The organism is Nonomuraea sp. NPDC052116 (assembly GCF_040680035.1).
GTDB classification, from domain to species: Bacteria; Actinomycetota; Actinomycetes; order Streptosporangiales; family Streptosporangiaceae; genus Nonomuraea; species Nonomuraea angiospora_A.
Genome location: NZ_JBFAWA010000022.1, coordinates 122,829 through 145,016, shown reverse-complemented (window position 1 = coordinate 145,016; position 22,188 = coordinate 122,829). Strand labels below are relative to the sequence as shown.

Below are 22,188 nucleotides of genomic sequence, written 5' to 3'. Positions count from 1 at the left end.
GTCAAGCCGCGCGCGCCCGGAGATCATGTGTCAGCCGTGCATCGGCGCCCAGACCGTCATCGGGCCCGCCCCCCGGTTCGCCCACGCGTAGTACGGCACGAACGTGAGGTCGGCCGGGCCCGCGTGCTCCGGTTCGCGGGGGGCGGCGGCGGTGCGGTAGGGGAAGCCGCCGTCCTCCTCCCGGTGCACGTGGGCCCGGCCGCGCGCGATGACCGGCACCACCTCGTCGGGCAGGCCGGTGACGGCGGGCCCGTCGCGGAGGTCCGCGCCCGCCACGCACAGGTCGTCCACGATGACGCCGGGGTGGTCGGCCTGCTCCAGGCAGTAGACCAGCGGGCCTCGCTCGACGGCCACCTGGCCGCGGGCCACGTCCAGGCGTGGTACGGCCACCGTCAGCCGGGGCCGGACCCCGAGGTCGAGCACGATCCGGTCGCCGGGCCGCCAGGTCCTGCGGACGCGGTGGTAGGTGCCGGGCTCGGCCGGCCGGTCGTCCACGCCGGCGGCGTCGGCCCAGGCCGGGATGCGGGCCGAGAGCGTCCACGGCCGGTCGGGGGTTTCCCTGATCACGACGTCGATCCGGCCGCTCCACGGGTAACCGGTCGCCACCTCCAGCACCACGGAGCCCGCCCGCACGGTGCCGGGCGCGTACAGGTGGAGCTGGACGCCGTCGCCGTCCCTGGTGGCGAGGTAGTGGTCGAGGGAGGAGAGCAGGCGCATCACGTTGGGCGGGCAGCAGGCGGTGCCGTACCAGTCCTGGCGGCCGCGCGCCGGCGAGCGCAGGTCGTCGGGGTCCGCGCCGGCGCGCACGCGCAGCGCGTTGACGTAGAAGAAGCGGTCGCCGCCGAGCGAGACGCCGGGCAGGACGGCGTTGTAGAGCGTGCGCTCGATCAGGTCCGCGAACGCGGGCGCGCCGGTGGCCAGCAGCATCCGCCACGACCACTGGATGCTGCCGATGGCCGCGCAGGTCTCGCAGTAGGCGGTGTCCGGGGCCAGCTCGTGGTGACCGCCGAACGCCTCGCCGTACCAGTTCGAGCCGAGGCCGCCGGTGAGGTACGTCTTGGTCGCCACCATGTCGTGCCACTGCCGCTCCAGGGCGGCGAGCAGCTCGAGATCGGAGGTCTCCACGGCGACGTCGGCCGCTCCCGCGGCCAGGTACATGGCGCGTACGGCGTGTCCCTCGACCGTGGCGGCCTCGCGCACCGGCACCCGGTCCTGCCGGTAGCCGGGCCCGTGGTGACCCTTGAGCGGGATGAGCGCGTGGCCGCGGGTGGTGACCTGGCGCGCGGCGAGGTCGAGGTACGCGCGCGTGCCGGTCTCCCGGTGCAGCTCGACCAGGCCCATCTCGACCTCGGGGTGGCCGTCGAGCGCGTCCGTGGGCAGCGCCGCCGCCAGGTGGTCGGCGAACCGGGTGGCGACCCCCAGCAGCGTACGGTCGCCGACCGCCCGGCTCCCCGCCACCGCCGCCTGCATGAGGTGGCCCGCGCAGTAGAGCTCGTGGCTGGAGGCCAGGTCGGAGTAGCGCTCAGCGCCGGTGAGCCGGGTGTGGGTGTGCAGGTAGCCGTCGTCACACTGGGCGGCCGCGACCAGCTCGGACGCCTCCTTGTACGGCCGCGCGAGGTCGTCGTCGTCCGCCCGGCCGCGCTCCCAGGCGAGCGCCTCCAGCCACTTGTAGACGTCGGAGTCGGCGAACACCTTGCCGCGATGCGGGCCCGCCTGCCTGAGGTTGTCGAACGCGCCGGACTCGCGTACCCGCTCGCCGCCCAGCGGGATCGTGACCTCGCGGTTGACCCGCTGCCGCGCCCCCCAGAACCCGCCCTCGACCCGCCCGCCCGCCACGGGACGCAGGGCCACCGTCGCGTCGGGACCGGGCTGTACGACCGAAGACATCCGATCATCGCTCATACTGCTCATCCTGCCTCAGGGTAAAATATCCAACAAGTGTCGAATATTTATGCCCCCCCTGTGCATCCGGGACCCGCCGACCGGGGTTGCCGTCCTTTGGGGGAGGAGACGAAAGCACGCCCACCCACCACCGACCGCCCATCGTGCGCCACCGCTTGGAGCGGGGCCGTGCGTCGCCGCCGAGCGCACCCCAGGGCGGGGGCGCGTACCTCCGACCACCCCCTTCCCCAGAAGGACCTCGGCCGAAGTGCGGGGGTGCACCTTGACGGGGCGGGAGGGACGAAGCACGCTTGATGGGACGTCTATGCATGTATGAATATTTATGCGAAAGGACGCCCATGCCCGAAATCCCCGACACGGTGCTGCTGGAAGAACGGGCCGAGCTGGCCATGAACGCGGTGGCCGGACTGCCCGACCAGGACATGGACGGCATCCCGTACTTCAGCGCCGACCTCCTGGCCCGCCCCGCGGCGCTGCGGCACGGCGACTGGGACTACGGCTCCAGCCACGGACGGCTCCTGGACGCCTGCGTGCTCGCCCGCCAGATGACCGGCAAGGACACCTGGCGAGAGGTGGAGGAGGGGTTCAGGCGGCGGCTGATCGGCTTCTTCGGCGACGACGGGCTGAGCTACCGCCTGGCCCGCCCCGAGGTGGGCTGGCCTCCGAACGCCAACCTGATCGACCAGCGGGCGGTCCTCCTCTCGCTCACCACCTGGTACGTCTCCGACGGCGACCCCGAGGCCAGAAGGTTGGCCGACCGGCACGTGGCCGCGCTCAAGCGGATCGCGATCAAGGAGCGGGACGTGTGGTTCTACCCCGCCTCCGAGTACACCCCCGGCGGCTGGCCCTCGCCGAACGCGATCGCGCTCCACCTCGCCCCCGACCCGGCCTCGTTCAGCGGCCGGCTCATCATGCCGCTGCTGCGCTACCACCAGGCGACGGGCAACGAGGACGCGCTGGAGCTGTGCGGATGGTTCGCCCGGCTGATCGTGCGCAAGAGCGGGGTCTTCAACGAGGACGGCTCCTTCAACCCCGCCCGCGCGTACCGCAGCGCCCACTTCCACACCCGGCTCGGCACGCTCGAAGGGCTCGCCCGCTACGCCCGCCACGTCGGCGACCACGAGCTGACCGCGTACGTCCGCCGCGCCTACGACTGGGCGCTCGGGCAGGCCACCGCGTTCGGCTGGACGCCCGGCGACCTGGCCGACCAGCGCTACGAGCACGAGAGCTGCTCCCTGGTGGACCTGATCGGCACCGGGACCACGCTGGCCGGGTCGGGCCACACCGCGTACTGGGGCGTGGTGGAGCGGTTCCTGCGCAACCACCTCGTGGAGTCGCAGCTCCTGGACCTGAGCTGGGTGGAGTCCGCGCCCGACGCGTCGGGGGACGAGCCGGGCTGGGTGACGCACATAAACGTGGGCGAGCGGGTGCGCGGCGCCTTCGCCGGCTACGGCGCGCCCAACGACTTCGTCTGCGACGTGGAGCTGGGCCGCGGGCACACGGCCGACGTGCAGGCGTGCTGCGTCGGCTCGGGGCTGCGCGGCCTGTTCTGGGGCTGGAACTCGATCGTCACCGCCGACCCCATGGCCGTCCGGGTCAACCTGCTCCTCACCCGGGCCACCCGGCAGGTCACCGTGCTCAGCCACCTCCCCCACGAGGGCCGCGTCGACCTGGACGTCCACGAGGACCTGCGCGAGCTGCGGATGCGGGTGCCCGACTGGGCCGGGTACGCCAAGGTGCGCGTCGCACGCGAGAGCGGGGACTTCGACGGGACCCAGGCCGGGGCGTGGGCGCCGGACGGCTACCTGTCGATCCCGGCGCCACGGCGAGGGGAGCGCGTCACGGTCACGTTCCCCGTGCCCGAGACGGCGACCACCGAGGTGGCGGCGGGGCGGGAGTACCGGGTGCGCTGGCGGGGGGACGACGTGATCGGCATCAGCCCGGAGGGGACCGCCCGGCCGATGTACAGCGGGCGCAAGGTCCATCCGACAGCGCCCCGGCGCGACTACGAGCTGGCCCGGCCGGCGAAGGAGTGGGCATGGTGAACTGGTCTCTCCCCGAGGTGCCCGCAGGCGACTCGCTGCGGCCGTACGACCTGCGCTGCGAGCACCGCGGCACCCCGCTCGGCATCGGCACGCCGGTGCCCCGGCTGAGCTGGCGGCTGGCCTCGGACCGGCGCGGCGACGCGCAGAACGCGTACCGGATCCGGGTCCACGCGCGCGGCGCCCTGGTCTGGGACAGCGGCTGGGTCGAGGGCCAGGACGTCAGCGCCGACTACGGCGGCGCGCCGCTGGCGTCGTTCACGCGCTACACGTGGCGGGTCGAGACGCGGCCCGGCGAGGCGGCGGAGTCGTGGTTCGACACCGGGGTGATGCACCAGGACGAGTGGGTGGCGGCGTGGATCGGGCACGATCCCGAGACCGAGCCGCCGTTCGAGCCGCCCACCGACGAGGGCGAGCCGCGTTCCGCCCGCACCGCGGGCCTGCCCGCGCCCCGGTACTTCCGGCGCGTGCTCGACCTGCCTCCGGCGACCGCCGTGCGGATCGCGTGCAGCGCCCGAGGGCTGTACGAGCTGCGCGTCAACGGCCACCGGGTCGGCGACGGCGAGCTGACGCCGGGCTGGACCGACTACCGGCAGCGGGTGCCGTACCAGGTGTACGACGTCACGGACCTGGCCGGCGACGGCCCCGTCTGCGTGGGGGCGATCCTCGCGGACGGCTGGTGGTCCGGCAGCCTCGGCTGGGACATGCGGCAGCAGGCGCAGCGGTACGGCCGGCGCCCGCAACTGCTGGTCCAGATCGTGGCCGAGCACGAGAACGGCTCCCGTACGGTCGTCGGCACCGACGGGCGCTGGCGGGAGAGCACCGGGCCGCTGCGCCACGCCGACCTGCTCATGGGCGAGTGGTACGACGCGCGCCTCGAACAGCCCGGCTGGGACCTGCCCGGATTCGACGACGCCTCCTGGGCTCCCGCGGGGGTCGTGGACACCGCGCACGACGTCCTCGTCCCGTCCGCCGCCGAGCCCGTCCGCGTCACCCAGGACCTCGTGCCGGTGGACGTCCGCCGGGGCGACGGCCGTACCATCGTCGACCTGGGCCAGAACATCGCCGGCCGGGTCCGCCTGGTGGTGCGCGGCGCCCCCGAGGGCGCCCGGGTCACGCTGCGCCACGGCGAGGCGCTGGACGACGACGGCGGCCTCTACACCGCCAACCTGCGCTCGGCCGAGGCCACCGACCACTATGTGGCGGCCGGGGCGGCAGTGGAGACGTTCGAGCCGCGCTTCACCGTGCACGGCTTCCGGTACGTCGAGGTCAGCGGCCACGCGGACGTCGAGGTCGTGGGGCGGGTGCTGCACTCCGACACGCCGGTCGCGGGCGAGTTCTCGTGCTCGGACGACATGGTGCGGCGGCTGATGAGCAACATCCGGTGGAGCCAGCGCGGCAACTTCGTCTCCGTGCCGACCGACTGCCCGCAACGCGACGAACGCCTCGGATGGACCGCCGACGCGCAGGTGTTCCTGCCGACCGCCTGCTACAACGCGGACGTGGCCGCGTTCTTCACCGGCTGGCTGGCGGACCTGCGGTACGCGCAGACCGGCGAGGGCGCGGTGCCGGACGTGATCCCGCACGTCATGACCGAGCGGCACGGCACGCCGGGCTGGGGCGACGCCGCCACCGTCGTCCCGTGGCACCTGTACCGGGTGTACGGGGACGAGCGGGTGCTGCGCGACAGCCTGCCCAGCATGCGACGCTGGGTGGACCACGTCGAACGCCACAATCCCGACCTGATCTGGCGCAACCGGACCGGCAGCCACTACGGCGACTGGTTGCAGGCGGGCGTGCGGACCTCGCGCGAGGTGATGGCCACCGCGTACTTCGCCCTGAGCGCGGAGCTGACCTCGAAGGCCGCCGCCGTGGTGGGCGACGTGGCCGCTTCCGCCCACTATGCCGAGCTGCGTTCGAGGATCGGGGACGCCTTCGTCCGGGCGTTCGTGTCGGCGGACGGCCAGGTCACGGGCGACACGCAGACGGGCTACCTGCTGGCCCTCGCGCACGGCCTGATCCCCGAGCCCCTCGTCCCTTCGGCCGTCGGGCACCTGGTGGCCGACCTGGAACGGCGTGGGCGACGCCTGACCACCGGCTTCGCCGGGGTGGGGCTGCTCGGCCCGGTCCTGTCCGCGCACGGCCACCACGACCTGGCCTACTCCCTGCTGCACGACGACCGCTACCCGTCGTGGGGCTACTCGATCAAGCGGGGCGCGACCACGATCTGGGAGCGGTGGGACGGGTGGACGGAGGAGGGCGGCTTCGGGCCCGTCGCCATGAACTCCTTCAACCACTACGCGCTGGGCTCCGTCGGGGCATGGCTGTACGGCGGGGTCGCGGGGATCGGCCAGGAGGAGGGGTCCGTCGGGTTCCGCCGCCCGCTCATCCGGCCGCTGCCCGGCGGGCGGCTCCAGTGGGCCGCGGCCTCGTACGACACGCCGCTGGGCCGGCTGGGCAGCCGGTGGGAGGTGGACGGGAACACGCTCCGGCTGGAGGTCCGCATCCCGCCGGGGGCCGAGGCCGCGGTGCACGTGCCGACCACCGATCCGGCGTCGGTCCGCGAGTCCGGCGCGCCCGTGCCCGGCGAGGTCAACGGCGAGGCGCTGGTGTGCCGGGTCGCGTCCGGCCGCTACGAGTTCACCGCGGCGTGGGAGCGATGACGGACGGCCGCCTGGTGACCACGTGGGCGACCGCCACCGAGCAGCCCGGGGGAGGCCGTCCGGTGACCACGTGGGCGGCCGCCGCCGAGCGGGCGGGGGCCGGGCTGCGGGATCTCACCGTACGCAACCTCGTGCGGACCAGCGCGGGCGGGACCGGCCTGCGGGTACGCCTGACCAACGCGCTCGGGGACCGGCCGGTGACGTTCGGGCACGTCCGCGTGGGCGTCCCGCGCTCCGGGGCGGCGCTGGTGCCGGGGTCGAACCGGACGGTGACGTTCGGCGGGCGGCCGGAGGTGACGCTGGCCCCGGGCGCGACCGCGCTCGGGGACCCGCTGCCCGGCCCGGTGGCGCCCCGGCAGCGCCTGGCCGTCAGCCTGCACCTGCGGGGCGACGGCGGCGTCCTGACCGGCCGCAACCGGGCCACGGCCCCGCCGGACGACGCGGCCTACCGGTCGCTCCCCGGCGACCACACCGCCGACGAGGACGGATCCGCGTACATCGAGGGGGTGGCGGTCTGGCACTGGCTGGACGCGTTGATCGTCACCGCACCCGAACCGGTGTCGGCGGTGGCGGTGCTCGGGGACTCGATCACGACCGGGGTCGGCTCCGAGACCGGCCACGGCTGGCCGGACCTCCTCGCCGACCGGGCCCTGCGGGAGTCGTGGCCGCTCGCCGTGGTGAACGAGGGCGTGTCCGGCGGCCGGGTGCTGGCCTCCGGGACGGGCCGCGACGCCGAGGCGCGGCTGACGGCCGAGGTACTGACCAAGCCGGGTATCGCCGCTGTGATCCTGCTGGCGGGCGTCAACGACCTCGGGGCGGGCGCGCGGGCGGAGCCGCTCGTCGCCGCCTACCGGCGCATCGTCGAGCGGGCGCACGCCGCCGGGGTACGCGTGATCGGCGGCACGCTCCCGCCCTTCGCGGGCGCGGAATACCACACGGCCGCGGGCGAGCGGGCCCGGGAGGCGGTGAACGCGTTCGTACGGGACGGCGGCGTGTTCGACGGGCCGGCCAACTTCGACGCGGCGCTGCGCGACCCCGCCGACCCCCGCCGCCTGCTGCCCCGCTACGACTGCGGCGACCACCTGCACCCGAGCGCGGCGGGCCACCGGGCGATGGCCGCCGCGCTGGAACCGCGCGTGTTGCTCGACGCCGCCGGTCAGCGGCCGGGTCTGGGCAGGCGCGCCGCCGGCTCCGGGCGGTGGATGCCCCGGGGGCGGTAGCCGAGCGCGTCGGAGACGCCGAGGTAGTCGGCGAGCAGCCAGATGATGGCCAGCCACATCTCGGTGCCCTGCAGCCCCGGCGTGCGGGCCGCGCCGCTCCCCCCGGTCAGGGCGAAGCTGAGCCCCGCCCCGTCGTGCCAGCCGCCGACCGCCCGGACGAGGTGCTCCCTGGCCCACGCCGTGCCCTCCTCGCGGCGGTGCCGGGTCTGCCTGCCCAGCAGCCACAGCGGGTGGATGACGTCGAGCACGTTGCAGGCGTTGCCGGTGTCCGGGCCGAAGTAGCGCGGGTCGCGGGCCTGGGCGAGCACGGTGTCGACGGCCCGCTCCGGGTACGGCACCGGCACCCCGGACTGCGCGAACGTCCCCCGCGTCAGCCGGTAGAACCCGTTGACCACCTGCAGCCAGCCCGCGTCCGGGTCCGGCTCGCCCCACATCCCGTGGGCCTGGCTGCATCGGGTGAGCAGCCATCCGTACAGGGTCTCGGTCTCGCCGCGCACGCCGAAGTCGGCGAGGTTGCGGTGCAGGCCGGTGCCGAACGCGTCCACCCACGAGCCCGCCGTCCAGGCGTTGCGCTCCCAGTCGAGGGCGTCGAGCGAGGCGATCAGGTCCTGCGAGGTGACGTTCGCGACGGCGTGGACCGGGTGCCGGAACCGGGTGCCGAGCAGGTCGAGCGCGTAGCCGACGCAGAGCACGTGATAGGCGGTGACCCCGTCCAGCTCCGGCGGCCCGGAGGCGCCGAGCTCCGGGACCAGGCCCGTGGCCGGGTCCTGGCGGTCCCGCAGGAACGCGACGATCTCCTCCCGCGCCGGGGTCGGGGGCGGACCGCCCAGGAGGAGGTCGGCGATCTCCACCGCGTCGCACCAGGCGCGGACGGTCGGCGGGGCGTCCGGGCGGTCCACGTACCGCTCCCCCGTCCAGCAGCGCCCCAGCACGTCCTCCACCTGCTCCCTGGCGCGGGCGGCGAACCCGGCGAGCAGCCCTTCCAGATCGTCCCCCGGGCCGGTGGCGGAGGGCCGGCCGGCCGCGGATGGCCCGCCGCCCACTGGGCTCCGGCGGTCGCGGATGCGGCGGGCCGGGTTGCCCGCGACCATGGCCCAGGCGGGCACGTCCTTGGTGACCACCGCGCCCGCGCCGACGACGGCGTGGTCGCCGATGGTCACCCCGTCGAGCACGACCACGTTCGAGCCGATCCACACGTCGTCGCCGATCCGGATGCCCTTCGACGTGATCGCCTGGCGGAAGACCGGGCGGTCGGGGGCGGTGCCGTGGTTGAAGCCGAGCAGGGACGTGTGCGCGCCGATCCGCACGGCGTCGCCGAGCACGATGTTCCCGCGCACCACGGCGTACGGGTTGACGGTGCAGTCGTCGCCCATGACGACGTCGTCGGTGACGTACGCGTGGGCCGCGATGTAGCAGTGGTCGCCCATGCGCAGGCGGTCGGCGTACACGGCCGCCAGCGGCGAGACGAACACCTTGCCCGCCGCCTCCAGCTCGAACCTGCCCCGCAGCTCCGCCAGGTGGCTCTCCTGGGCGCGGCGGTCCTCCTCCGTCGCGTGATCCCAGAACAGCCACGGGCAGAAGTCGAACTTCGTCATGCGAACAAATCCTCTCAGGCGGTCAACGTCATCGACCAGGAGTGGCGGCGGACCGGCAGCCGGTACCGCTCGGGCAGGGCGGGGCCGCAGGAGGCGCTGCCGAGGCCCTGCTGCCCGTGGTCCAGGTTCAGCCAGACGCGCCCGGAGTCGCGCAGGTCGTGCGGCCTGCCCGCCGCCTGCAGGGCCTCGCCGGTCCAGCGGCGGGCGGTGAAGTCCAGGTGCGGCTCGCCGTCCACGCGCAGGGTCGGCAGCCCCGGGCCGGACAGCTCCAGCCAGCGGGTCTCGACGTGGTTGCCGTTCTCCTGCGGCACCACGTACGGGGTCTGGAGCGCGTCGATCGCCAGCGCGAACCGGCCCACCCGCGCGGCGTCCCGGCTGTCCGCGTACGACTCGCCGGGGCCCCGCCCGAACCACGTGACGTCGGTGTAGCCGCCGGGCAGGGCGAACCTGGCGCCCATGCGCGGCGGGCTCACGTTCAGGTGGCCGTACGCGGTGTCGTGCCAGTCCCCGACGGGCTCGGCCTCGATCCGCAGGTGCAGCGCGCCGTCGCGCCACTGCCAGGTGTACGTGGTGCGGAAGCCGAGGGTCCGGGTGGCCGGGCCGCTCCGGCCCCGGACGACGAGCGTGCGGTCGTCCGGGCTTTCGAGGGCGCCGGTCCGGTGCAGGAAGCGGTCGAGCCCCACGGCCTCCCAGTCGGCGGCGAGCGCGTTCCTGGGACCCTGGCCGCGGTCGTTCTCGGTCGGGGCCCGCCACACGTCCAGCACCGGCCCGTCCAGCTCGACCCCGTGCAGCCGGACCAACCGCCCTGTCCTGGGCTCGAACACCGCCCCACCCAACCGCAACCCCGTGAGGGTCGGAGGGGAGGTGGGCGGAGGGGGCGGGCGGTGGTGGGGGGTGGGGCCGAGGCGGGACTGGGTGAAGGCGACCACGTGCCCCGCCGGCGCCCAGCCGGTCGCGGCGGCGAGCGCGGCTTCGATCGTGATCCACGTCTCGCCCTCCAGGGTGCGGACCGCCACCTCCGGCAACGGCACCCGCACCGTCTCCCGCGGCCCGCACCCCGGGACCCGCAGCACCCCGCCCCCCGGCGCAGGGACGCCGTCCACCTCCACCCACCACCGGAACTCCAGGTGCCCGAGGTCGATCAGGTCGTGCTTGTTGGCGACCACCACCTCCGCCACCCCCACGTCCACCGCGATCCCGACCGGCTCGATCGCCTTGCGCAGCTCGGCCAGCCCCGGGGACGGCGTGCGGTCGGGGAACAGCAGCCCGTCCAGGCAGTACCGCCCGCCGTTCGGCTGGTGGTCGACGTCCCCGCCGTGCCGGAAGTACGGGCGCCCCTGCGCGTCGTGCCCCGTCAGCCCGTGGTCGATCCACTCCCACACGAACGCCCCGCAGAACCGCTCGTACGACTCCAGGATCGCCTGGTAGTCGGCCAGGGAGCCGGGCCCGTTCCCCATGGCGTGGGCGTACTCGCACAGCAGGAACGGCAGCCCGCGACGGCGCACGTCGTCGGCCGACCCCGGCGCCACCCCGTCCGGCGGCTCCTCCTCGCGCCGCCCGATGCGCTCCAGGTCGTCCAGCGACGGGTACATGAGGCTGTGGAAGTCGGAGTGCCGGTAGCTCGGGTCGCGCTCGTAGTGCAGCGGCCGGCCGGGGTCGCGGGCCCGGATCCACCGCTCGATGTCGCCGAACGCCGGCCCGCTCCCGCTCTCGTTGCCCAGCGACCAGATGACGACGCTGGGGTGGTTCTTGTCGCGTTCGACCATGCGCCGGGCCCGGTCGAGCAGGGCGTCGCGCCACATCGGCTCGGCCGGCGGGTTGCCCTCCCAACCGGCGTAGATGAACCCGTGGGTCTCGATGTCGCACTCGTCCACCACCCACAGCCCGTACTCGTCGCACAGCCGCAGGAACTCCGGGTGCGGCGGGTAGTGGGCGGTGCGCACGGCGTTGACGTTGTTCCGCTTCATCAGCACGATGTCGCGGATCATGGTGTCGCGGTCGAGGGCCCGGCCGCGTTCCGGGTGGTGTTCGTGCCGGTTGACGCCGCGGAAGAGGACCGGCGCCCCGTTGATCAGCAGCCGCCCGCCGGCGATCTCAACGGTCCTGAACCCGATCGGGAGGTCGATCGTCTCCCCGGCCGCCGTGAGGGTGCCGCGGTAGAGGCGCGGGCGCTCCGCGCTCCACGGTTCGACGCCGGGGACGGTGACCTCCTGCCCGGTGGCGACCGCGAGGCCCAGCTCGGGGATCTCGACCAGGCCGGGGGCGTCGGCGGTGACGAGGAGGGTGCCGGAGCCGTCGGAGGCGTCGTAGGAGGCGCGGACGGTGAAGTCGTCGATGCCGCCGGAGGGGCGGGCCAGCAGCTCCACGTCGCGGAAGATGCCCGGCAGCCACCACATGTCCTGGTCCTCGAGGTAGCTGCCCGACGACCAGCGGTGCACGCGTACGGCGAGCAGGTTGCCGCGCGGCCGGACGAGCCCGGTGACCTCGAACTCGAACGGCAGCCTGCTCCCCTTCGAGTGGCCGAGCAACGAGCCGTTCAGCCACACCGTGCCGCAGGAGTCCACCCCCTGGAAGCGCAGCACGGCTTTGCCACCCGGCCAGTCTTCGGGCCAGTCTTCGGGCAGGTCGAAGCGGAGGCGGTAGTCGCCCGTGGGGTTGCCGTCGGGCAGGTGCGGCGGGTCGATGGGGAACGGGTAGGCGGTGTTGGTGTAGAGCGGGCGGTCGTGCCCCTCCAGGACCCAGTGCGACGGCACCCGGATCGTCTCCCAGCCGGTGTCGTCGAGCCCCGGGTCGGGCAGCGAGGCGCCGGTGCCCTCGGCCGTGTCGGAGAGCCGGAAGCGCCACCGGCCGTTGAGCGACAGGCGCGGCGCGTCGGAGAGGAAGTCCGCGCGTGCCGTCCGCCGCCCGGAGCCCGGCCCGGGATCTTCGTGGAAGTCAACCATCCGCACGCCCTTCCGCGACAAAACGTTTTAACCCTATACGCGAAGATTCCCGCCTGCCAGCTCTTTATGCATTGACATCCGCCATTGAATAAATATATCCTAGGTAAATCGTTTCAATAAGATAGGTGGGCCATGCGCGGGTTTCTGCCGGACTGGGAGTCGCTTCGCCGTCACCCCATCCCCGAGTGGTTCGGGGAGGTCAAGTTCGGCATCTGGTCGCACTGGGGCCCGCAGTCCGTGGCGAGCTCGGGCGACTGGTACGCCCGCCACCTCTACGGCATGCAACCCGCCTCCGGGCCCTGGGAGCGCCGCCGCGCCGACCGCCAGCACGCCCACCACCGCGCCCGCTTCGGCGCGGGCGGCGCGAAGGACCTCTTCCACCGCTGGCGCGCCGAGCGCTTCGACCCCGGCGAGCTGATCGACCTGTACGTCTCCAGCGGCGCCCGCTACTTCGTCGCCCTGGCCGCCCACTGCGACAACTTCGACCTGTGGGACTCCGGGCAGCACGCCTGGAACGCCACCCGCGTGGGCCCGCGCCGCGACATCGTCGGCGCCTGGGAGCGGGCGGCCCGCGCGGCCGGGCTGCCGTTCGGGCTCAGCTTCCACAACAACTGGACCTGGCGCTGGCTCGACGTCGCGCACGGCGCCGACCCGGCCACCGGCGAGCCGCACGACGGCGGGCTGACCAGGGACGACGGCGCCGGCACCTGGTGGGAGGGCCTCGACCCGGCCGAGCTCTACCCGGCCAGGCACGCCCCGGGCGCCAAGCCCCCGCCCCAGGTGGCCGACCGCTTCTACGCCCGCGTGCGCGAGGCGATCGACCGCTACCGCCCCGACCTGGTCTACCTCGACGACGGCCGCCTGCCGTTCGACGCGGGCAGCGTGGTCGAGTCGGAGCCGGTCAGCACGCGCGGCCTCGACCTGCTCGCCCACTACTACAACACCTGCCCGACCGGCGGCCTGGTGACCGTCAAGGACGTCCCCGACGCCGACCGCACCGCCGTCGTCCTCGACTGCGAACGCCGCCAGCTCGACGCGGCGCAGCCGTACCCCTGGCAGTTCGACACCAGCGACGGCGAGTGGTTCGACTGCTCGGACGACGACCCGATGTTCCACCCGCGCAAGACGTCCCAGCAGGTCGTGCACACGCTGATCGACGTGGTCAGCAAGAACGGCACCCTGCTGCTCAACGTCCCGCAGCGCGCCGACGGCACCGTGGACGCGCACGCCCGCACCCTGCTGGGCGAGGTGGGCGACTGGCTGCGGGTGTGCGGCGAGGGCGTGTACGGCACGACGCCGTGGAAGCGCGCCGCCGAGGGCGCCACGGGCCTGGGCGAGACCAAGGGGTACGAGGGCTACAACGAGGCCGACCGCGCCTACCGGCCGGGCGACATCCGCTTCACCCGGCACGGCGACGCGGTGTACGCCACGCTGCTCGCCTGGCCGGAGGAGGGGACGGCCGCGATCACCAGTATGGGCACCGGCGAAGGGCTGCTGGAGCGCCGCCCCACCCGGGTCGAGCTCCTGGGCCACGGCCCCGTCGCCTGGCGGCTGGCCGAGGAGGCCCTCTACGCCGACCTGCCCCCGACGCCACCCACGAAGGCCGCGTACATGCTCAAAATCACCTGACCTGGAGATCCCGCCATGGTGACCAACCTGCGAACGTGCGACCTGATCGACCCCCTCGGCATCGAGATCACCCGCCCGACACTCAGCTGGCAGCTGACCGGCACCACGACGCAGACCGGTTACCACGTACGGGTCGAGCCCGACTTATGGGACACCGGCGAGGTCGAGTCGGCCGACCAGCGCGTGGTGTACGACGGGCGGCCCCTGACCTCCCGGACGGCGGCACGCTGGCGGGTGCGGATCCGCGACGGCGACGGCCGATGGTCCGGCTGGAGCCCGCCCGCCCGCTTCGAGCTGGGCCTGCTGAGCCCGGACGACTGGACGGCCTCGTGGATCACCCACCCCGACTGGCACGACGAGGGCAACCCGCGCGCGGGCGAGGGCAGGCCGCTGCCGCTGCTGAAGGGCGAGTTCGTCCTGGCCCAGCCGGTCGTCCGCGCCCGGCTGCACGTGGCGGGCCTCGGCGTCTACGTCGCCACGGTCAACGGCGGGCCGGTGACCGACGCCGTGCTGGAGCCGCCGTACACGGACTTCGGCAGGCGGGTCGTGTACGCCACCCACGACGTGACCGAGCTGCTGCGCGAGGGCCGCAACACGCTCGGCGTCGAGCTGGGCCCGGGGATCGCGCACGTCTTCCCGCACCAGGACCGGTACATGAAGTTCTTCGGCTCCAAGGCCGCCCCGCGGGCCATCGCGCAGCTCGAACTGGACTACGCCGACGGCTCGTTCGGCCGGTTCGCCACGGGCCCCGACTGGCGGGCCGCCGAGGGCCCGACCGTGCGTTCCCACTGGTACGGCGGCGAGGACCACGACGCCCGCCGCACCGCCTCCGCCTGGCAGCCCGCCACCGTCGTCCCCGGCACGAAGGACGTGCTCAGGTCGCGCGCCTGCCCGCCCATCAGGGTCACCGAACGGCTGCCCGCGACCGCCCGGCTCGCCGCCACCGACGGCACGCCGGTCTTTGACGTCGGCACGGTCGTCGCGGGCTGGGCCGAGCTGAGCCTGGACCTCCCGGCCGGCCGCCACCTGCGGCTCGTGCCCGGCGACCAGCTCGACGACTACGGCCGGGTCATCCAGTCGAAGCCCACCACCGGCGCGCCGATCTTCAACACGTACGTCACCAAGGACGGCCCGCAGACCTGGCACCCGAGCTTCCGCTACGACGGCTTCCGCTACGTCGAGGTCCAGGGCCTGCCCGAGCACGTCGGCCCGGAGGCCGTGACCGCGCTCGTGCTGCGCGCCGACAACACCCCCACCGGCGCGTTCGAGACCTCCGACGCCCTGGTCAACGACATCCACACGATCATCGACCGCGCGGTGCGGGGCAACATGTACAGCGTCCTCACCGACTGCCCGCACCGGGAGAAGCTGGGCTGGCTGGAGCAGACCCACCTGCTGTTCGACGTCGTCGCCTACAACTACGACGTGGCCGCCTACTACCGCGAGCTGCTGGTCACCATCGCCGAGGCGCAGACCGGGGACGGGCTGGTGCCGGACATCGCGCCGGAGTTCCTGGTGTTCGACGCACCCTTCAGGGACGACCCCAACTGGGGCGGCGCGATCGTCCGCATCCCGTGGCAGCTCTACCGCTGGTACGGCGACCCGTCGGCGATGGAGACGCACTACGACGCGATGCGCCGCTACGTGGACTACCTCACGTCGAAGGCCGAGGACGGCGTCCTCGGCCACGGGCTGGGCGACTGGATCGGCCTGGACGACTCGACGCCCGTCCCGCTGGTCTCGACCTGGGGCTACTGGCGGGCCGCGGGCACGCTGGCCCGCGCCGCCGGCGTGCTGGGCCGCGACGACGACGCCAAGCGCTACCGGGCCCTGACCGAGCAGATCACCGCGGCGTTCTCCCGCACCTTCGCCGGGTCCCGCAGCCAGGCGTCGGAGATCCTGGCGCTCGACATGGGCGTGATCACCGACGAGCGGGTGCTGGACCGGATCTCCGAGGCGGTGGCGGGCGGCGGCATCACGGTCGGCGAGATCGCGCTGCCCGCCCTGTTCAGGGTGCTCGGCCGGGCGGGACGGCACGACGCCCTGTGGGCGTTCGCCACCTCGACGAGCCATCCCAGCTACGGCTACCAGGTACGGCACGGCGCAACCGCGCTCACCGAGGCGTGGGACGGGCCGACGAGGGGCCTGTCGCAGAACCACTACATGCTGGGCGCCGTCGACGCCTGGTTCTACCGCGGCCTCGGCGGCATCGGCCAGGCCCCCGGCTCGAACGGCTTCCGCCGGCTGCTGATCGAGCCCGCCGCCCCCGGCGACCTGGAGTCGGTGCGGGCGAGCACCGTGACCCCGTACGGCGGGGTCGAGGTGTCCTGGACCCGCGCGGACGGGGAGTTCACGCTCGACGTGGCGGTCCCGCCGGGCTCGTCGGCCGAGGTGCGGCTGCCCGACCTCGGGCTCGCCCGGCACGCCGTGCCGGACGCGGCGGTCAAGCTCGGGGCCCGTGCCTATGAGGTGCCGGCCGGGCGCTGGACGTTCGGGGCAGGCAGGTGATCGGCACGTACGACGCCACCCGCGTCAGGACCCCGCACAAGGCCGGCAGGCTGCTGGTCGAGGGGTCGCGGGAACCGGGCAGGTTCGACAGCCTCTTCGTGGACTGCCCGTTCGTGTGCTCCGACGGCGGCGAGTACCTGATGACGTACGTCGGCTTCGACGGGACCGGCTACCAGACCGCGCTGAGCCGATCGGCGGACCTCGTGTCGTGGACGCCGGGCGAGGTGATCCTGCCGCGCGACCCCGCGCACCCGTACCGGGGCTACAACGCGGCGCTCACGTCGATCGTGCGCGACAACCGCCTCGGCTCCCCCGGCCAGGTGAGCCGGCTGGACGGCCGGGCGGTCGGCACGTACCACGCCTATCCCGAGGCGGGCATGGAGATGGGCGCGGCGGTCATCGGGTTCGTGACCAGTGACGACCTGCGTACCTGGGTGGACGTCGGGTCGGTGCTACGTCCGCAGGACGGCGGCGCGTGGGAGCGCGGCGGCCTGTACAAGTCGTGGCTGCTCCGCCACGACGGCCTCTACTACTGCTTCTACAACGCCAAGAACCGCACCTACGACGGCTGGCGCGAGCAGATCGGCTACGCCGTCTCCCCCGACCTCGAACGCTGGGAGCGCCCGGAGCCCGGTCCGGTCGTCCCGCACGGCGGTCCGGGCGAGTTCGACGAGCGCTTCGCCTCCGACCCGTGTGTGCTGCGCGACGGCGACTGGTGGGTGATGTTCTACTTCGGGCTCTCGTTCGACGGGCACGCGAGGGAGAGCTTCGCGGTCTCCCGCGACCTGCGCACCTGGCGCAAGAGCGGCGAGATCCTCATCGACGTGGGCCCGCCGGGCTCGGCCGACGACACGTACGCGCACAAGCCCGCGCTCGTCTCCCACGGCGGGCGGCCCCACCACTTCTACACGGCGGTACGGCGGGTCGAGCCGTACCAGGTCGGCGAGCACACGCTGGTCGAGCGGCGCGGCATCTCCCTGGCCCATGGATAGGAGCGCACCATGAACTCCCGCAGGAGCTTCCTGGCCGTGGCGGCCGGCGCCGTGCTGGCCCCCCAGCTGGCCGGGCGGGCGGAGGCGGCCCCCGACCTGGACGGCTGGGCCAGGGTGCCGCGGATCCGGCGGCGGATCAGGCCGCCCCGCTTCCCCCGCCGCACCTTCCCCGTCACCCGCCACGGGGCGGTCGGCGACGGGACCGCGATGTGCACCGAGGCCTTCAGGCAGGCGATCGCGGCCTGCGCGGCGGCGGGCGGCGGGCGTGTGCTCGTGCCCGCGGGGACGTACCTCACGGGCGCGATCCACCTGGCCGACAACGTCAAGCTGCACCTGGAGGCGGGCGCCACGATCCGGTTCAGCCGGAACCCCGCCGACTACCTGCCGGTCGTCCACACCCGCTACGAGGGCGTCGAGCTGATGAACTACTCCCCGTTCGTCTACGCCTACGAGCGGGAGAACGTCGCGATCACCGGCGGCGGCACGATCGACGGCCAGGCCGACGCCACGCACTGGTGGGACTGGTCGGGCGACCCGCCGCCGTCCGAGCGTCCCGACAAGAACCTGCTGGCCGCCATGGCCGAGCAGGGCGTGCCGGTGGCCGAGCGGGTGTTCGGGGAAGGCCACTACCTGCGCCCCAACCTCATCCAGCTCTACCGCTGCCGCAACGTCCTGATCGAGGGTGTGACGGTCAAGGACTCCCCCATGTGGAACATCCACCCGGTCCTGTGCACCAACGTGACGATCCGCGAGGTCACCGTGGACAGCCCGAACGGCCCCAACAACGACGGCTGCGACCCCGAGTCCTGCGTGGACGTGCTCATCGAGCGGTGCGAGTTCAACACCGGCGACGACTGCGTGGCGATCAAGGCGGGCAAGAACGCCGACGGCCGCCGGGTGAACGCGCCCTCCCTGAACGTCCTCGTGGACTCCTGCGTGATGCGCGACGGCAACGGCGGCGTGACGATCGGCAGCGAGACCACCGGCGGCGTGCGCTGGGTCTACGCCTGGAACTGCACGATGAGCAGCCCCCGCCTGGAGCGCGCGATCCGCGTCAAGACCAACCCCGACCGCGGCGGCTACGTCAGGGACGTCTACTTCAGGGACATCACGGTGGGGCAGGCGGCCGACGCGGTGATCGAGGTGGCCCTGAACTACGAGAACAAGGACACCGGCCCGTACTTCCCCGACGTGGGCGCCATCGACGTGCGCCGCCTGCGGGCCGGGCGGGCACCCAGGGCGTTCAACCTGATCGGCAACCCGGGCAACCCGATCAAGGGCGTGCGGGTGACCGGCAGCGTGTTCGAGGAGATGGCCGAGGACGACGTCGTACGCGAGGTGACGGGACTCGTGCTGCGCGACGTGTGGATCAACGGCCGCCGCGTGGACTCCGGGGGATGAGACGGTTCCGCCCCTGATCAGGGCTCGACGAGGCCCGCGCGGATGGCGTAGCGGGTCAGGTCGAGGCGGTCGCGCATGCCGAGCTTCTGCAGGATGTTCGCCCGGTGCCGGTCCACGGTCTTCACGCTGATGACGAGCGTCTCCGCGATCTCCTTGGCCGAGTTGCCCTCCGCGATCAGCTTGACGATCTCCTCCTCCCGGGGCGTCAGGATGCTCTCGGGCATGCGCTCGCCCTCGCGCGAACGCTGCAGGTAGTCGCGGATGAGCGCGGTGACCGCCCCGGGATACAGGAACGGCTCGCCGCGCATCGTCGCCCGGCACGCCTCCAGCAGGTCCTGGTCGGCGACCGACTTGAGCACGTATCCCGAGGCGCCGACCTTGAGGGCCTCGAAGAAGTACTGCTCGTTGTCGTACATGGACAGGATCAGGATGCGGATGCCGGGCGCGCGGCGGGAGATCTCGCGGGCCGCCTGGAGCCCGGTCATGCGCGGCATCGCGATGTCCAGGATGGCCAGGTCCACCGCGTCCTCCGACGCGGCCGCGACGGCCTCCGCGCCGTCGGCGGCCTCGGCGACGACCTCCAGGTCGGGCTCCGCGTCGAGGATCATCTTGAGTCCCCGGCGGACCAGCGCGTGGTCGTCGGCCAGCAGGATCCTGGTCTTGGCAGTGCTCACCGCGTTGGGCTCCGATCGTTCGGGATGGTCAGGTGGACGCGGGTGCCTTCCCCCAGCGGGGAGTCGACGGTCAGGCGGGCGCCGATCAGCAGGGCGCGCTCGCGCATGCCCCGGATCCCGGCCCCGTCCTGGCGCGCGCCGCCCTGCCCGTCGTCGGTGACGCGCAGGGTCAGCCGCCCGTCGTGCGTGGCCAGTGACAGCTCGGCACGCGTGGCGCGGGCGTGCCTGGCGATGTTCGTGAGGCTCTCCTGGGCGATCCGGTACAGCACGAGCTCGACGTCCGCGCCCAGCTCGGGCAGGTCGTGCTGGACGGCGCGGGTCACCTGGACCCCGCTCATCTGCGAGACGTCGCTGCACAGGGCGCTCAGGGCGGCGTGCAGCCCGAGGTCCTCCAGCACGCCGGGCCGCAACCGGCGGGCGACCTGCCGGACCTCGTCGAGGCTGGCGCGCACGGTCTCCTGCACGCCGTGCAGGTCCTCGCGCAGGTCGTCCGGCGCGCGGTCGACCACCCGCTTCAGGCCGAGGAGCACCACGGTCAGGCTCTGGCCGATCTCGTCGTGCAGCTCACGGGCGATGCGCCGCCGCTCACCCTCCTGGGCGGCCAGGGCATGGCCGCTGCTGGCGCTGCGCTCGGCCTCCAGGCGGTCGAGCATCGCGTTGAACGTGGCGATCACGTGGGTGAGGTCGCTGTTGCCGCCGTCGGTCAGCCGCTCACCGGTACGCAGCAGGTCCACGCGCTGCATGAGCGTGGTCAGCGCGTCCAGCGGGGCCAGGCTGCGGCGCAGGAGCAGCGCGTTGGCGGCCAGCATCAGCGCCAGGCCCACGATCAGCACCGGCACCTCGGCCAGCACGAGAGGCGCGGACACGGTGGCCGGTGAGATCGCGAGGACGAGCGTGGCCACCGCGAACACCAGCCCGTTGATCATGAACAGCCGCCGGAACAGCGCCTGTGCCGGGCTCCCGGTCGTCCTCTTCGCCCTCTCGGTCATTTCACCAGCCTCTTTGTCTCCCGGTCCGGTTGTCGATCCGGCCTGACCCCCATCCTGCGGGACGTCCCTACATGCTCCGTCCCTCCCGGTATGGGTGCTGGACCCGATGGTGCCGGGCCCGCCCGGACCACGAGACTGGGACGGAGCCGCCGCCCGCGAAGGATGTCCTCGAAGCGGCGCGCGCGACGAGACGATCATCCTGGAGCGGCGGCTCACCAAGCCCGAACCCGTTCCGACTCCGGAGGTCGATAGTCGTGTGCCGCCAATCCCACCTTGTATCGTCATGCCCCGCCGCCCGGTCCGGGCCGCCGGGGCTTGACGGATGAGCGCATACGTAGCCCTCGCGATCTTCCTGGTCGCGTTCTTCTTCATCGCCACCGAGAAGGCCGACAAGGTCAAGGTGGTGCTCATCGCCGCCGGACTGATGGCCGTCCTGGGCCTGGTCCCCGGCGCGGAGGTGTTCTTCTCCGAGCACGAAGGCATCGACTGGAACGTCATCTTCCTGCTCTTCGGCATGATGATCATCGTGGGGATCATCAAGCAGACGGGGGTCTTCGACTACCTCGCCATCTGGGCCGCCAAGCGGTCGCAGGGCAGGCCGTACCGGCTGATGGTCATGCTGATGGCGATCACCGCCATCGCCTCGCCCTTCCTCGACAACGTCACCACGATCATGCTGGTCGCGCCGGTCACCGTGATGGTGTGCGACCGGCTGCGCATCCCCGCCCAGCCGTACCTCATCGCGGAGGTGCTGGCCTCCAACATCGGCGGCGCCGCGACCCTCATCGGCGACCCGCCCAACATCATCATCGGCAGCCGGGCGGGACTGACGTTCAACGACTTCCTCGTCCACATGGCGCCGATCGTGGTGGTCGTCTTCGCCGTGTTCGTGCTGCTCACGCGGGTGCTCTTCCGCGGGTCGTTCCACTATGACGCCGGGCACGCCGCGGCGGTGATGGCGCTGGACGAGCGGCGGGCCATCACCGACCCGCGGCTGCTGACCCGCTGCCTGGTGGTGCTGGGCCTGGTGATCGCCGGGTTCGCGCTGCACGCGGTGGCTCACGTCGACCCGTCGATCGTGGCCCTCGTGGGGGCCGGGGTGATGCTGATGGTCTCGCGCACGGACGTCAACGAGGTGCTGCGCGAGGTCGAGTGGTCCACGCTGGTCTTCTTCATGGGCCTGTTCGTCATGGTCGCGGGCCTGGTCCACACGGGTGTCATCGGGGCGATCGGCACGTGGGCCCTGGGCGCGCTGGGCGACGACTACTTCGTCGCCGCGACGGCGCTGCTGTTCGGCTCGGGCGTGCTGGGCGCGTTCTTCGACAACATCCCGTACGTCGCCACGACCGCCCCGATCGTGGAGGGCGTGGTCGCGCAGATCCCCGACCCGAGCACCGGGCAGGCGCTGTGGTGGGCGTTCGCGCTGGGCGCGGACTTCGGCGGCAACGGCACGGCGGTGGCGGCCAGCGCGAACGTGGTGGCCCTCGGCATCGCCGCGCGTTCCGGACACAAGATCACCTTCTGGCAGTTCACCCGGTACGGCATCGTCGTGACCGTCATCAGCACGCTGATGGCCTGGGCGTACGTCTGGCTGCGCTACTTCGCCTGACCGGGGAGATCAGGGGAAAGTC

13 protein-coding genes are annotated in these 22,188 nt (G+C 73.2%); 8 read left to right on the top strand and 5 right to left on the bottom strand.

The genetic code is table 11. From position 1 onward, the window contains the following. Window positions 1-30 precede the first annotated feature (30 nt). Window positions 31-1,902 (bottom strand): beta-L-arabinofuranosidase domain-containing protein, encoded by a 1,872-nt coding sequence (locus AB0L65_RS36630; protein WP_364255061.1) that lies wholly within the window; start codon window positions 1,900-1,902, stop codon window positions 31-33. A gap of 338 nt (window positions 1,903-2,240) precedes the next feature. Here AB0L65_RS36630 and AB0L65_RS36625 point away from each other — a divergent pair, with 338 nt between their 5' ends. Genes AB0L65_RS36625 through AB0L65_RS36615 form a run of 3 tightly spaced genes read left to right on the top strand, consistent with a single transcriptional unit; the run spans window position 2,241 to window position 7,827 of the window. Then, complete coding sequence (locus AB0L65_RS36625) at window positions 2,241-3,947, top strand: hypothetical protein (protein WP_364255058.1); 1,707 nt, start codon at window positions 2,241-2,243, stop codon at window positions 3,945-3,947. Then, window positions 3,941-6,607, top strand: a complete 2,667-nt coding sequence (locus AB0L65_RS36620; RefSeq protein WP_364255055.1) for a family 78 glycoside hydrolase catalytic domain — start codon at window positions 3,941-3,943, stop codon at window positions 6,605-6,607. Before AB0L65_RS36625 ends, AB0L65_RS36620 begins: the two co-directional genes overlap by 7 nt. Beyond that, window positions 6,604-7,827 (top strand): GDSL-type esterase/lipase family protein, encoded by a 1,224-nt coding sequence (locus AB0L65_RS36615; RefSeq protein ID WP_364255052.1) that lies wholly within the window; start codon window positions 6,604-6,606, stop codon window positions 7,825-7,827. Before AB0L65_RS36620 ends, AB0L65_RS36615 begins: the two co-directional genes overlap by 4 nt. On the opposite strand, the gene AB0L65_RS36610 is transcribed toward AB0L65_RS36615, so the two are convergent. Both AB0L65_RS36610 and AB0L65_RS36605 read right to left on the bottom strand, forming a co-directional pair. Further along, entirely contained in the window at window positions 7,764-9,422 is a 1,659-nt protein-coding gene (locus AB0L65_RS36610; RefSeq protein ID WP_364255049.1) for an acyltransferase, read from the bottom strand. The genes AB0L65_RS36615 and AB0L65_RS36610 overlap by 64 nt on opposite strands. Window positions 9,423-9,436: 14 nt before the next feature. After that, window positions 9,437-12,364, bottom strand: coding sequence for a glycoside hydrolase family 2 TIM barrel-domain containing protein (locus AB0L65_RS36605; protein WP_364255046.1), 2,928 nt, complete (start codon window positions 12,362-12,364; stop codon window positions 9,437-9,439). A 132-nt stretch (window positions 12,365-12,496) separates the two neighbouring features. Here AB0L65_RS36605 and AB0L65_RS36600 point away from each other — a divergent pair, with 132 nt between their 5' ends. From AB0L65_RS36600 to AB0L65_RS36585, 4 genes are read left to right on the top strand one after another with little or no spacing between them, the layout of a single operon-like run. Next, complete coding sequence (locus tag AB0L65_RS36600) at window positions 12,497-13,993, top strand: alpha-L-fucosidase (RefSeq protein ID WP_364255043.1); 1,497 nt, start codon at window positions 12,497-12,499, stop codon at window positions 13,991-13,993. A 15-nt stretch (window positions 13,994-14,008) separates the two neighbouring features. After that, complete coding sequence (locus AB0L65_RS36595) at window positions 14,009-16,501, top strand: family 78 glycoside hydrolase catalytic domain (protein WP_364255040.1); 2,493 nt, start codon at window positions 14,009-14,011, stop codon at window positions 16,499-16,501. Then, the gene (locus AB0L65_RS36590) at window positions 16,498-17,493 is read left to right on the top strand and encodes a hypothetical protein (RefSeq protein WP_364255037.1); all 996 of its coding nucleotides are present in this window, start codon (window positions 16,498-16,500) and stop codon (window positions 17,491-17,493) included. Before AB0L65_RS36595 ends, AB0L65_RS36590 begins: the two co-directional genes overlap by 4 nt. Window positions 17,494-17,502: 9 nt before the next feature. Then, a complete protein-coding gene (locus AB0L65_RS36585; RefSeq protein WP_364255034.1) occupies window positions 17,503-18,894 on the top strand; it encodes a glycoside hydrolase family 28 protein in 1,392 nt (463 codons plus the stop codon). Window positions 18,895-18,911: 17 nt separating this feature from the next. Here AB0L65_RS36585 and AB0L65_RS36580 read toward each other — a convergent pair whose 3' ends face one another. Both AB0L65_RS36580 and AB0L65_RS36575 read right to left on the bottom strand, forming a co-directional pair. After that, window positions 18,912-19,568, bottom strand: coding sequence for a response regulator transcription factor (locus AB0L65_RS36580; protein WP_185072310.1), 657 nt, complete (start codon window positions 19,566-19,568; stop codon window positions 18,912-18,914). After that, window positions 19,565-20,557 carry a histidine kinase gene (locus tag AB0L65_RS36575; protein ID WP_364255031.1) on the bottom strand — a complete coding sequence of 331 codons (993 nt, stop codon included), beginning with the start codon at window positions 20,555-20,557 and terminating at the stop codon, window positions 19,565-19,567. Before AB0L65_RS36575 ends, AB0L65_RS36580 begins: the two co-directional genes overlap by 4 nt. A 322-nt stretch (window positions 20,558-20,879) precedes the next feature. Between AB0L65_RS36575 and AB0L65_RS36570 the strand changes: the two genes are divergently transcribed. After that, a complete protein-coding gene (locus AB0L65_RS36570; RefSeq protein ID WP_364255028.1) occupies window positions 20,880-22,166 on the top strand; it encodes an ArsB/NhaD family transporter in 1,287 nt (428 codons plus the stop codon). The last annotated feature ends 22 nt before the right edge of the window (window positions 22,167-22,188 follow it).